Source organism: Bacillus sp. FAU20 (assembly GCF_056033865.1).
Genome location: NZ_JBVYHY010000021.1, coordinates 852,162 through 864,974, shown reverse-complemented (window position 1 = coordinate 864,974; position 12,813 = coordinate 852,162). Strand labels below are relative to the sequence as shown.

General features: G+C 36.7%; 9 protein-coding genes, 1 tRNA gene and 2 pseudogenes. 5 read left to right on the top strand and 7 right to left on the bottom strand.

The features are described 5' to 3' along the window. Positions 1 to 12: 12 nt before the first annotated feature. The 4 genes from AC0OM3_RS18255 to odhA form a co-directional block, all read right to left on the bottom strand. Positions 13 to 1,962 (bottom strand): TOMM precursor leader peptide-binding protein, encoded by a 1,950-nt coding sequence (locus AC0OM3_RS18255; RefSeq protein ID WP_000192987.1) that lies wholly within the window; start codon positions 1,960 to 1,962, stop codon positions 13 to 15. After that, positions 1,959 to 3,878: a putative thiazole-containing bacteriocin maturation protein gene (locus AC0OM3_RS18250; protein ID WP_001061558.1), complete on the bottom strand. Its 1,920-nt coding sequence runs from the start codon at positions 3,876 to 3,878 to the stop codon at positions 1,959 to 1,961. The genes AC0OM3_RS18255 and AC0OM3_RS18250 overlap by 4 nt, the downstream gene beginning before the upstream one ends. A gap of 124 nt (positions 3,879 to 4,002) precedes the next feature. Then, on the bottom strand, positions 4,003 to 5,262 hold the full coding sequence (gene odhB, locus AC0OM3_RS18245) for a 2-oxoglutarate dehydrogenase complex dihydrolipoyllysine-residue succinyltransferase (protein WP_000569894.1): 1,260 nt from the start codon (positions 5,260 to 5,262) through the stop codon (positions 4,003 to 4,005). A gap of 133 nt (positions 5,263 to 5,395) precedes the next feature. After that, complete coding sequence (gene odhA / locus AC0OM3_RS18240) at positions 5,396 to 8,263, bottom strand: 2-oxoglutarate dehydrogenase E1 component (RefSeq protein WP_046945129.1); 2,868 nt, start codon at positions 8,261 to 8,263, stop codon at positions 5,396 to 5,398. A 721-nt stretch (positions 8,264 to 8,984) separates the two neighbouring features. On the opposite strand from odhA, the pseudogene AC0OM3_RS18235 reads away from it, so the two are divergent. The 5 genes and pseudogenes from AC0OM3_RS18235 to AC0OM3_RS18215 all read left to right on the top strand — a co-directional run. Continuing rightward, positions 8,985 to 9,062, top strand: a pseudogene (locus AC0OM3_RS18235) (permease); the annotation flags it as partial. Positions 9,063 to 9,090: 28 nt separating this feature from the next. Further along, positions 9,091 to 9,273 (top strand): DUF3976 domain-containing protein, encoded by a 183-nt coding sequence (locus AC0OM3_RS18230; RefSeq protein ID WP_001178296.1) that lies wholly within the window; start codon positions 9,091 to 9,093, stop codon positions 9,271 to 9,273. A gap of 131 nt (positions 9,274 to 9,404) precedes the next feature. Continuing rightward, positions 9,405 to 9,767 carry a hypothetical protein gene (locus AC0OM3_RS18225; protein WP_001036573.1) on the top strand — a complete coding sequence of 121 codons (363 nt, stop codon included), beginning with the start codon at positions 9,405 to 9,407 and terminating at the stop codon, positions 9,765 to 9,767. Positions 9,768 to 9,783: 16 nt separating this feature from the next. After that, positions 9,784 to 10,039 (top strand): annotated as a pseudogene (locus AC0OM3_RS18220) (hypothetical protein). Positions 10,040 to 10,191: 152 nt separating this feature from the next. Continuing rightward, entirely contained in the window at positions 10,192 to 10,794 is a 603-nt protein-coding gene (locus tag AC0OM3_RS18215; protein ID WP_000116030.1) for a DUF4878 domain-containing protein, read from the top strand. A 64-nt stretch (positions 10,795 to 10,858) separates the two neighbouring features. Here the strand turns inward: AC0OM3_RS18215 and AC0OM3_RS18210 are convergent. From AC0OM3_RS18210 to AC0OM3_RS18200, 3 genes are all read right to left on the bottom strand, one after another. Beyond that, a tRNA-Val gene (locus AC0OM3_RS18210) sits at positions 10,859 to 10,931 on the bottom strand. A gap of 267 nt (positions 10,932 to 11,198) precedes the next feature. Next, complete coding sequence (locus AC0OM3_RS18205; protein ID WP_000846650.1) at positions 11,199 to 11,663, bottom strand: hypothetical protein; 465 nt, start codon at positions 11,661 to 11,663, stop codon at positions 11,199 to 11,201. A 589-nt stretch (positions 11,664 to 12,252) separates the two neighbouring features. Then, complete coding sequence (locus tag AC0OM3_RS18200; RefSeq protein WP_000196288.1) at positions 12,253 to 12,474, bottom strand: hypothetical protein; 222 nt, start codon at positions 12,472 to 12,474, stop codon at positions 12,253 to 12,255. Positions 12,475 to 12,813: the final 339 nt, after the last annotated feature.

Here is a 12,813-nt window from a genome sequence, read left to right as displayed (position 1 = left end):
ATCCCTCCTTTACTATGGAAACGGATGTGGATGTGGATTTAATTTTTCATTCGTTAAAGGTTCGTCTGTATATCCAAGTGTCATCGGTACGGTATATACCCGGTCCAATCCTGTAACCCGAGTAAGATGGTGTCCGAACGTCATCGGTAACATGCCTGGAATAATAACTTTTACACAGTATAGTCCGTTCTTTTCTATAAGGGGAACGGTTTGATCTACAACAATTATTTCCAGATTAGATTGATGCAAACGATTTAAAAGTTGGTGGAGATCGGATGTTAAATCCATATCAAATGATTGTGATACATTCATTTCTTGGAACGTTTGCACCGGTGCATCTTCTCGTAAAAGGAAGTGAAGACGTTCTTCCGTTTCTTTCAATCCATACAGCATACTATGGTCTTCCATTTTATTAACGAAATAAGGATCTTGTAAGCATTTTTCGTAGTATTCTCTTTTGTGCTCGAGCTCATCGTCTGTTATAAGTAACATGCCTGCTATTTCTTGAATGGCGCTTTTTAAGGCTCGAATAGGATCTAAATGAGCGCCTCCCGCACAAACAACGTTCATTCCATTTTCACGCGTATTTTTTGCAATTACCCATAAGCTCGGGATGCCGTGTTCCATCGTCGCATTAAAAGCGTATAATTCATATCCGGTAATCGTACGTAACCGCTGGATCATTAATTGTAATTCTGTATCATTTGCTGAATTAAGATCAAGGCGGGGAAGAGGTAATTCGGCATACCAAGTGAGTAAGAAGGCATCACGCTCTACAATTTCTAAAATGCCGTGAAAAATCGCTTCTTCTAAACTACCGCCAATTGCACATCCATTTGATGTTTCATACACGAAAGCATCTCGATGACCGAGGCTGTAATAAGCAATTGATTCAGGAACTAAAAGCGGTCTGTTTTGTGATAAAGAATATCCCCATACCCAGTTTTGCTCATAATCAGGATCAAACGGTTTAAATGGAAAATTATTACGATTGTAATGTTCATTTGTATGTACACCGAGTGTGAGGGGATTTAGTGCATGTTCCTCTAAATCATGAAAACTACCATGCACATTTGTTTTTTTTCCACGAGGCGACATACCGCAATATCGTTCTAAACCTTCTAAAATGGCAGTTGCTTCACTCACTGCAAATGAATGAGTTCGGCCTGCAACACCTTCATTTCCAAACATTAATGGCATGTTTATAATGACGTCAGCGAATGGTAATAAAGAATGCTGTATTTTGCCGTTCAACATACCGACCCGATAATCTAAATAGTCTCTTGTTAAAAATGTGTTTAATTCATGAATGGAACGGCAGCGATACGTTTCGGTGCTTACTTTTAAACTCGGTTGTAAAGAAACTTCCGCCGCATCCGCAGTATCATCAGGTAAATTACTACATACAGGACAGAGAGGATCTGGAAGAAAAGAATGCCGCGTACATTGTAATGTTTGTAAGTTTAGTAAAATAAGTTCATTTTCTAAAGAGGAATGGTTATGAGTTAATATTTTTTCTGTTTCTGCGCAAATAATATGGCACATTTGCAACATTCCATTTTGGGTGGCACGTACATCACGCCTCGTTACATTATCTGCTTTAAAGGCATATTTCCGCTGTAGTTCCCACATTTCTTTTTGATCAAAGCCAGCGATAAAACGGCGTCCATCAGAACAATGGGAACATCCGGGCGCAAGAGGATGAATGTAAGGACCGATAATACCTTCGCCAAATGAAGTAAAACCACGTAGCCACGGGATATGTTTTGACCGAAAAATTAGCTCAGCATCATGATGAATAGTAGAAGGAGATCCATCATGTAATACGAGAGCGAGATGAATATTTTCAGGAAGTTCTTCTGTAAGGGTATGCTGGCGAATGATGGAATATTGTTTGCATAATTGATCATGTACATAGTCTGCAAGAAGGCCATCCCCTATAAGCAATATATTTTGAGTCATAGACCGTCCTCCTTTGCAATTAATACTCCGTATACACCGTCTAAGCTTTCTTTCAAAAATGGTTCAATTGCTAAATCAAATACGAATGGGTAAAAATTATGTTCTTCTAAATGTTGTAAGGCGAGTTGTAAAGATTGTACGCTTGGAATGTCTTCTTCCGCTTGTATTTCCACTCTAAAAGAATCCGTGTCATATAAAATAATAGACGATTCAGGCAAGATATTAGCTCTGTAAGGAGTCTCTTCACTTTGAATGTGGAGCAGTGATAGTTGTAGTGCGTTCCGTAACGCTAACGTCATATTAATATTAGATGCACCGTACCATCTATCATTTATACCAACCCAAACGACTGGAAAACTAAGAATCTCTTCGCTCATTGCGATTTTAGGTGTTTCATGAATTGTAGCAAGGGCATCGTAATAAAATCTACAATGTTTATCGTGAATATCAGTTAAATCAATCGTTGTAAGTTCTTCTAGCATATGTGATTGCCGCTCATACAATTTATTGTTTAAATGTTGTTGTAGTGCCCGGTAAAATCCTTCTGTCATCGTTTCTCCAGCCCCGATACCGATATCGTTATGTTCAGGAATAAGGCGGTGAATGATTTCTGCTACATATGTTTCAATTCCTGTTAAACCAGCTTCTCGGCGTGCTTCATTATGAGTCAATCCACTGCGAGTCATAAGAGGCAGAAGGGGAGCTGGGCCATCTGATAGTGGATTGGCTACTTGAATATAGCACTGTGATAACGGTAATTGATATGAATCTTGTTCATCCCATACATGGAATATACCGGATTCTTTAGAAGTTAATGAGTCAAAAAATCGGAATACATCAGTTGAAGTATGTTGGTTCGACCGATGCTCAAGTTTTTCAGAAAGATTTTCTATCGTATCAATTGTAAAACTTTCATCAGTTGCAAGAGGGTGTTTTATAAAAGGATGCCACGTTCCTTCAAGTGTTTCATAGTTTAATAAAAAGAATTGTGATTCTTTTTCACGATATGAATCATCCGCGACATGTTTAAACAATTCAAAAACGATTACATTTGCTAACATGGCAGATGTAATTGGTGAGAAGGAATCCGATGAATTTTCATTTTGCAAAGTCGTTTCATGTAGCCGATGCCATGCGGATTCCCAGCATTCATCACGATTTTCCGTTACGACAGGTCCAGCTATACCGAGTGTTGATAAACAAATAGCTGGTATAAAATTCTTTTTCGTTTCTCTACAAATAGTGTGAACTGTTTTTAAACCGTCAATGTCTCCATTTTGAGAAACATATAAAATCCAATCAAAAGGTTCGAATACTTCATGCAAGGGACGGTCAATTGTAGTATCGATTTCTTGAAGGAGTACACTATTATCAACTTCATATGCACGTTCTATTAGCTCATGTATTCTGTCATAGTTTGTTTCATCTCGATCTGTAACGAGGTAATGAAATGTAGGTAAACCAGATTCTAATAAAGAAGAAACTAAAGAAGTAAGCATATCTCCGGAGCCAAGTACAAGGACATTTGCTCCGCGGTATGTTTCAAATTTTAAAGCACCTGAATGAGAATCAGCTTCTAAAAATTCAATTTGTGAAGCATATCTGTCGAGTAATGTACTGTTTAATTCATGAGGTGCATCTTGATTTGCATCGCGAACGAAACCATTTTCATATAAAATCTCTCCAATTTCAAATACTCGATTTTGATAGGGGAGAGGGAGGCCATCGGTTATTTCTGCTAAAGAATAATTCCCGTTAAACATTGGCATTAATTTTTCAATCCAGTCATAAATTCCATCACCGTCCATGCGAAATGAACTGGCGTTATTTCGAAAATAGACACCCCCGTTTGAATCGGGGAGGAAGAAAGTATCCTTATTTACTTTAAGTTTTGCATGAATTGGAAGGTTATTCATTTTAATCCTCCTTACGTTTAGGCATACATTATTACCTTATGTCATGAAATTTGTCCCGTATGAACACAATAAAAAAAGGCTGTAGAATGAATCATTCTACAGCCTTTAATAGATTTTTAATCTATCAACCTTCTAATAATAATGACTTTGGATCTTCAAGCATATCTTTAACAGCAACAAGGAAGCTAACTGCTTCTTTACCATCTACAATACGGTGATCGTAAGATAAAGCAATGTACATCATTGGGCGGTTTTCCATACGCTCGTTATCAATTGCAACTGGGCGTACTTGAATTTTATGCATTCCTAAAATACCAACTTGAGGGCTATTTAGGATCGGTGTTGACATTAGAGAACCGAATACACCACCGTTTGTAATTGTAAATGTACCACCTTGTAGTTCTTTTAATGAAAGTTTGTTATCGCGTGCTTTTTTACCTAATTCACGAATCTCGCTTTCGATTTCAGCGAAGTTTAATTGGTTAGCATCGCGTACAACTGGAACAACTAATCCATCTGGAGCTGCTACTGCAATACCGATATCATAGAATTTTTTAATGATAAGCTCGTCACCTTGAATTTCAGCATTTAATAGTGGGAATTGTTTTAATGCTGCAACAACTGCTTTTGTGAAGAATGACATGAAGCCAAGACGTACATCATGTTTTTTCTCGAAAGCATCTTTGCGTTCTTTACGTAATTCCATGATCGCACTCATATCAACTTCGTTAAATGTTGTTAACATTGCAGATGTTTGTTGAACTTCTACAAGACGTTTTGCAATTGTTTGACGGCGGCGGGACATTTTCACGCGCTCAACTGGTTTTTCGAATTCCGTTTTTGCAACTGGAGCAGGAGCTGGACTCTTTGGAGCAGCTGGTGCTTCTTTTGGTGCTGCAGCATGAGCTTGTACATCATGTGGTCTCACGCGTCCAAGTGGATCTGTACTACGTACGTCGTTTAAGTCGATTCCTAATTCACGAGCCATTTTTCTAGCAGCTGGTGATGCGATAGGACGGTTTGTATTTGGTAAACCTTGTAGTGTTGCAGTTTGCTCACCATTTGGTGCCGCAGCTTTCGGTGCTTCAGCCGTTTCTTGTTTTGGTTGCTCAGCAGCCGGTGCAGGTGTACTTACTGCAACTGGTGCTCCATTAGCATCTAAAATTGCGATAGTTGCTCCAACTTCAACTGTATCCCCAGGTTCGCCTAGTAACTTCGATACAATACCTGAATCTTCTGCAATGATTTCTACATTGACTTTATCAGTTTCAAGCTCAACAACGCTGCCACCTTTCTCAACTTTGTCGCCTACGTTGATAAGCCATTGTGAAATAGTTCCTTCAGTAATAGATTCTGCAAGCTCAGGTACTTTAATTTCGATCATTTTAAATGTCCTCCCCTTATTTGCCTAACGGTGTGTTTTTTCTTCTTTTGTCTTCGGTAATCTCCATTTGTTAGCCTGGCCTTGGGCAGATATTCTGCCCAAGGAACAAGCTAGAAACCTTCATTGTTACTTTTTAGTTGCTGTAAACTTCAATTTCTTGTTTATCTTGACGGAAGTTATACTTCACATCTAAAGCATGTGCAACAATTAGTTCTTGCTCAGCTTTGTGAGCGAATGGATCGCCGCCAGATGGACTAGAGCGATCAGGACGTCCAATGTAACCTGTTTTCACTTTATCTCCAGCAAGTTCGAACAGAATTGGAGCCATGTAATGCCATGCGCCCATATTACGAGGTTCTTCTTGAACCCAAATGATTTCTTCTAAGTTTTTAAAGCGTTTAATAATAGATTGAACTTTCTCAGCAGGGAATGGGTACAATTGCTCAATACGAACGACATGAACTTCGTCTAAGTTGTACTCATGTTTACCAGACTCGATTTCTGCTGCTAAGTCAATTGCCATTTTACCTGTGCTTAAAACAAGACGTTTTACTTTATTTGGTTTCATGCCAAGGTTTTCTTGTTCTAAAGCAGGTTGGAAACGTCCTTCGCTTAACTGACTAGCAGTTGAAAGCGTAAGTGGGTGACGTAATAAACTCTTCGGCGTCATCAATACTAATGGTCGAACAGCTTCTGTTCCTAAGATAGATGCTTGACGACGCAGGATATGGAAGTATTGAGCCGCGCTCGTTAAGTTTGCAACTGTCCAGTTATTCTCAGCAGCTAACTGTAAGAAACGCTCTGGACGTGCACTAGAGTGCTCTGGTCCTTGACCTTCATAACCGTGTGGTAATAGAAGAACTAAACCAGATTTTTGACCCCATTTTGCTCTTCCAGCTGAAACATATTGATCAAATAATGCTTGCGCAGTATTGGAGAAGTCACCATATTGCGCTTCCCACATAACAAGAGTTTCTGGAGCGAATACGTTATAACCATATTCGTAACCAACAACAGCAGCCTCTGATAACGGACTGTTATGAACAGAGAACGAAGCATTAATGTTTGGTAAGCGATGTAACGGTGAATATGTTTCATTTGTATCAGTATCGTGTAATACGATATGACGGTGTGCGAATGTACCACGCTGTGAATCTTGACCAGTTAAACGAATTGGCGTACCTTCTTGTAAAATAGAAGCGAATGCTAATGATTCAGCAAGTGCCCATTCAATTTTACCGTTCTCTTCAAGAGCATCTTTACGGCGCTCAAGAATTTTCTTCACTTTCGGATATACGTTAAAGCCTTCTGGCCAAGATAGTAGACCTTCATTAATTGCACGAAGTGAGTCAATCTCAACACCAGTATCAATTGACTGAATACCTTTTGCAACAACATCTGGTACTTTAACGTGAATTGTTGCGTCGCTCGTATCAGCTGGTGGTACTTGTGCATAGTCGGATTTTAATTGCTCTTGTGTAAACTGTGTAATTGTTTCAACCTCATCTGCATTTAGAACACCAGCAGCTTGTAATTGATCTGCATAAATTGCTCTTACAGTTGGATGGTTTTTAATTTTTTTGTACACTTGTGGTTGCGTAACTGCTGGATCATCCATTTCGTTATGACCGTAGCGGCGGTAACCAATTAAATCGATTAAGAAATCTTTTTTGAACAACATGCGATATTGAATCGCAAGGTTAGCAGCTGCAAGACAAGCTTCCGGATCATCAGCGTTCACGTGAACAATCGGAATATCGAAACCTTTTGCAAGGTCACTTGAATATTTCGTAGAACGAGAATCATAGCTATCAGTCGTAAAACCAACTGCATTGTTTGCGATAACATGAATCGTTCCGCCTGTTTGATACGCGTTCAATCTGCTTAAGTTGAGTGTCTCAGATACAATACCTTGACCAGGGAATGCAGCATCACCATGAACTAAAATTACGAATGATTTTGAAGTATCTTGATCTGGAAGACCAGATTTTTTACGATTCTCTTGAGCAGCACGTGCGAAACCTTCTACTACAGGATTCACGAACTCAAGATGACTCGGGTTATTTGCTAATGTAACGCGAGTGCTAACTTCTTCGTTACTAACGACTTGTTCTCTACCTAGGTGGTATTTCACGTCGCCAGTCCAGCCAGAATTGGCTACTGCGCCTTCTATTTTTGCATGTTTGAACTCAGCAAACATGTGACTATATGGTTTTTCTAATACGTGAGCAAGTACGCTTAGACGACCGCGGTGAGCCATACCAATCATGACATCCTCTACGCCGTTTTTAGCACCTTCTAGAACAATTTCATCTAAAACAGGTACAAGCATATCAACGCCCTCGATAGAGAAACGTTTTTGCCCAACGAATGTTTTATGCAAGAATTGCTCGAAACCTTCAACAGCTGTTAAACGTTTTAAAAGAGCAGTTCGTTTTTTATTTGATAGTGGTTGACGCAATGAATTTGATTCCACCATTTGATGCAACCACGCGCGTTCTTCACTATCTTGTATATGAGAAAATTCATAAGCTAAAGATTTTGTATAAACGTCTTTTAATCTATGAATTACATCAAGTGCAGTGTGAATACCTTCTGGTGCATCTGGCCATACTGTTTTCGCTGGAATCGCTTTCAAGTCAGCATCGCTCAGTTCGTTCATTGCTTTCTCAAGAAGAGATTGTCCATTTGCAGCATCTTCCATCGGGTTGATGTGAGCCAACGTGTGCCCGAAAGAACGAATCTGCTCAACAAGTTGAACGACTTTAAGAATTTTTTCAATGTTACCTGTGTTTTGAGGAGAAAAATGTGTTGCTGTGTTGTCCCCTGTTACGACATCATCTTGAAACGAAGGAGCTCCAAAAATTTCAAAAAGCTCTTGTAATTCCGGATCAACAGAACCTGCTCCAGTTACGTAAAGATCATACTGCTCAATAACATAACCAAGGTTCGGACCGTGGAACTTGGCCCAAGGGTTTGTCGTTGTATTCTTCCTCGTCATTTGTTTAAACCTCCCAATGCATATAATCCTTTTCCATACAAAGGTGCATTTTGCTCTTTTTCAATAAGTAATGAATCAGTAATCAATGTAAATGTTTTCTTTACTCTTATGTTATTACAATAATTTACATAATACCAAACACTATTACTTATCTGTTTTGTAAAAAAACATTCACAATAACTTATCACCCAAGTTAATCTTTCATGTTATAAAGTAATTTTACAGAAAAATGGGGTGGATATATTTGGTATGCCTATACTAATAGCTATAATTGTTGCATTTAAATATAGGTATAATAGTTAGAATGTTTCGATAAAAATAGTTTGAATTATGTATATTGAAATAATAAGCGCTTTCATAGATATTATACAACAATATAACGGAATATAGTATAAAAAATAAAAAATTATGAATTTATCGTAAACTTTATTTAGATAGTGTTAAATATTGAAAGGAAAGTGAAGGATTTCTACAAAAAAAGTTGCTAAACATAAAAAATGCTTCATAAACAGTTAGTTTCTATAAATATGACGAAAAACACCGTAAAACAAATAACGCATTTCTTGGAATAAAGAAATAAATGAAATATTTTAAAAGGATAAAACAAATATGGAGATATTAAATTTTAAAAAAAGAAGTGAGGAGATATAGTAACAGTTATTTACAGTGTTCCGTGTTTCGCTTCAAAATAGACGTGCTGAAATTGAAAAAAGTTTCTTCTATATTATTGAATATACTTATGGCACTTACAATGAGTACCGTCTTTATCTCATTTGTTGTTTTGGCAAAAAGATATTAAGATGGAAGAGAGAAAGGAAGATTAACATATGCAAATGATGTATGCTTTTGGCATTGGGCTTGTATTATTTTTAGCCGTATTCTTATTTATTCGTAAAGACGTTCAAGGCGGGACGTTAACGAAGCGAGGATTTTATAAATTAATCGGCTGTTTAGTTGTTATGCTTATAGCGATTATTGTAATGATCGTAGTAATTAATCAGTCGCTATAGAATGTAAAACGGAACCTTACTTCGGTAAGGTTTTTCTTTATTGTTCAACCTAAAAATTACCACTAAATCCATTTAATATAAATGACTTATATTATATAATCCAATGAAATGATAGATAAGGAGTGTAGTATATGAATAAAAAAACTATCTTCTATTTATTAACTTGTATACTACTTATAGCTAGTACTACTTATATAATATGTAACAAAAGAGAACAAGTGCCACCTATATTAGTATGGGACGAACAAGAATACTATGTTACGAATGAACCTGCCAAAGTAGAAGAAGTTGGGCAAAAACTTGGCGAAGTAACAAAGAAAATTAAAACAAGTAGAAAACCTACTAAAAATAGTGAATCTAATACATTACAAGAGAAAACAGAAGTATTCATAATGATTGAGGAAGAAAAAAGTGATTACCCGCCTTTAATCATAAAGGAAGCTTATAGTGATGAATATAGGGTAGTGAGGCCGATGTTGAAGCAAGTATTATGATGAAAAGGGGATTCATATGCAGAAAGCAACTGGGTATCCATGGTTGTAAGAAAAACTTTTTCCTTTGCTTTATTTTGTCTCCTATCGGTGCAATTTACATTGTAATGAATAGTGGGGCACTACAAAAGAGAGAATTCATTTTATATTTATTATTTACTGCTATTAATATATCACTTTGGTTATTGCTTATGATTTTTGATTGGAGTATGTGGATGGTGGCGGGTAGTAGGGAGCAGAAAATGTGGTTCATTTGTGCTACGGATATAGATTGATAGAAGAGGGACCTTGTAGGAATGCTGCAAGGTCCTTTATCTTTTGGGAATTAATAGAAAACGAATCATATAAATGCTATACTAAAAAATATTTGTAATGTAAGTTTCATAATATTGTATGATGCTGACTTACTAGAAAAGATAAGAGGAGAATGAGCGTACAAAAGATAAAGAGATTATTGCTATTAATGATGGTAGTAGGATTAACAGCAGGTGTTTTAGCAGGGTGTGCAAATCCGAAAGATACTACAGAAGAATTTTTAACAGCGATACAAAAAGGTGATGTAGAAAAAGCTCGTACATTTGTTGAGAGTGACAAGGAATTTAATAAACTAAATGAAAAAACAGATGATGCTCAGGCAAAAGCAATGCTAAGTGCAATTACAAAGAACTTTAAATTTGAAAAGCTAGAAGAAGTATCGAAAAAGGATGACAAAGCAGAAGTGAAAGTGAAAATTACATCTGCTGATCTATCCGTTGCTGTAACAAAAGCAGTGGGAGAAGTTGTGCCAATGGCCTTCGCTAGCGCATTTAGTGAAGACAAAGAACAATCTGAAAAAGCAATCGAAAAAACAATGACCTCAACTATCATCAAAAACTTAACGGATAAAGATGCAGCAATGGCAACTCGCGAAGTTACATTGAACTTAAAGAAAGACAAAGATGGCGACTATAAAATCGTTGCTGACGATAACTTGAAAGAAGTATTGTTTGCAAATGCGAAGTCTTTGGAGAAGATGTTTGGTGGGAAGTAATTGAATGAGATAAAAAAGAGACGCCATATCACGTAGAAGGTTGATATGGTGTCTCTTTTTTATATGACCCCGGAGAGGCTCGAACTCACGACCTCCACCCTGTCAAGGTGGCGCTCTCCCTGCTGAGCTACGGGATCCCAACTATAAATATTACGACCAGCAATGTGTTTTCATTCGTGTAATCGGAGGATTTATATAATTTGTTGAATATTGTAACATTTGACGTATTCTTATAATAGCAACAAACTTCAATAGTGTAAAGATGTAATTTTCTGAATATTATTATTCCAATTTGTATATAAAAAATAAGCCCAGAAGAGCTTATTTCAATAATAATAATATCACCGCAATTATCAATGATATCATCAAAAATACAAGTATAAATAATGGAGCTCGTTCATGAGCTATCTTCCTGTAAGTGTCATTGAAGCTGTATAAATTGTATCTACAGAACCGTCAGCATTTGTAATTTTAACTTTGTAACGATATTCCCCGTTTTCTGGAAGTTGTCCCCCAAAACCAGTTGTATTGTAAAATTCTTCGTTTGTTCCAGCTGGTAATTCGGAGCCAAAATTGAAGTCAGTTTCATAGTAACCCCAGCCACTTGCCCATTTCTTTTCAATAGTTACACGATAGCGCACATCTTCAGCTCTATCATTTGTGATTTTTGCAATCATATTTTGGCCGTAGCTGTACTCTGTAGCGTGTAATTGAATTGTGAAGCCATTCAACGTTTCGCTAGGACCACAAATATAACGACAGAACTCGCTTGCTCCGTCAGCATGTGCCTTTGGTGTATCAATGTTCATAGCTGTTAAACCGCCTAAAGCTAAAGCTCCTGTTAATAATACTTTACCAAATGTTTTCACTTGAAATTCCCCCTAAGTATATTCTCAATTCGTTCGATAGATATCATATTAATCTAATGGAACGTTTTTTCCTTAAGTGTATTCGCTATGAATCTTTCATCTTGTAGTAATCTAATCACAAGATAAAATTTCATAGTTTTGATTCTATATATGTATCATGATTTACATAGAACAAATCTGTTAATACGCTTTGGTTATTTACTTATTCCACCACTCATTATTACCTTTTATTGGTAAAATGTTGGTTTTATTATATAACATTATTATCTATTTACAAGAGAAAATAATACTGTATGCAAAAATGCATAATAAAAAACACTGCTTGTATTCTAGATTACAGATTAAATGGAGTGTTGGGTTTCAATTAATATTTGAGTGGAACTTAATGCTAATTTTTTATGCTTAACAGTATGCATATATCATCGTTTATTAAAGTCATAATTGATAAACCTTGTTCAGGGGACGCTCTTCCTGCTGAGTTAGAGAATCTTCAAAAGGGAAAGTATAAGCGATTATGCTAGTAATGTATGAAGGAATAATGATGAGAAGCGAATTTAGTAGAAAGTAGTCTTTGGATGTAGTGGTTATATTATTTACGATACCAATCCAAAGGACCTTCAGCACTCAAATCAACAAGAAAAGGGAGTAAGAAATGTAAAGGTAAGCTTATAAGTTCTGGCATAGCGTTCACCGTTTTCTTTGATAGATATTGTCTCATAAAACAATACGGACAATCCTTTTCAAATGTCACGAGTATTGCCCATACATCTTTTATTGTCCACTTCGTTTTACAATACGTACAACGCGTCATGAGGTTCCTCCTCATTTTAAGTTTTCTTCTAGTATACTCCATTCCATTGTAAGAAAGTCATTTGTATTTGGTGTGGTAAAATGTAAGTTATTTTATTTTTATGTGAATCTATTTAGTCATTTATGATCAATTACATATCATTTGATATTTTTGCAGAATGATAGATTTTCAGTTTCAATATGCCAATTGGCCAATATATCCTTTTTACAATTTACTGAAAATCATGTATAACAGAGATACATGATTATTTTATCTCGCTATTTGCAGGCAGTAAGATCCCTTACCTCGAAATTCAGCAAAAGTAAAGAAGTAAGGTTGGAGTCTGGATGGCCGTAAAAG

Coding starts and splice junctions, on each gene's coding strand:
- AC0OM3_RS18255 (WP_000192987.1), bottom strand. CDS start 1,962: ATGACTCAAAATATATTGCTTATAGGGGATGGCCTTCTTGCAGACTAT.
- AC0OM3_RS18250 (WP_001061558.1), bottom strand. CDS start 3,878: ATGAATAACCTTCCAATTCATGCAAAACTTAAAGTAAATAAGGATACT.
- odhB (WP_000569894.1), bottom strand. CDS start 5,262: ATGATCGAAATTAAAGTACCTGAGCTTGCAGAATCTATTACTGAAGGA.
- odhA (WP_046945129.1), bottom strand. CDS start 8,263: ATGACGAGGAAGAATACAACGACAAACCCTTGGGCCAAGTTCCACGGT.
- AC0OM3_RS18230 (WP_001178296.1), top strand. CDS start 9,091: ATGCAAATGATGTATGCTTTTGGCATTGGGCTTGTATTATTTTTAGCC.
- AC0OM3_RS18225 (WP_001036573.1), top strand. CDS start 9,405: ATGAATAAAAAAACTATCTTCTATTTATTAACTTGTATACTACTTATA.
- AC0OM3_RS18215 (WP_000116030.1), top strand. CDS start 10,192: ATGAGCGTACAAAAGATAAAGAGATTATTGCTATTAATGATGGTAGTA.
- AC0OM3_RS18200 (WP_000196288.1), bottom strand. CDS start 12,474: ATGACGCGTTGTACGTATTGTAAAACGAAGTGGACAATAAAAGATGTA.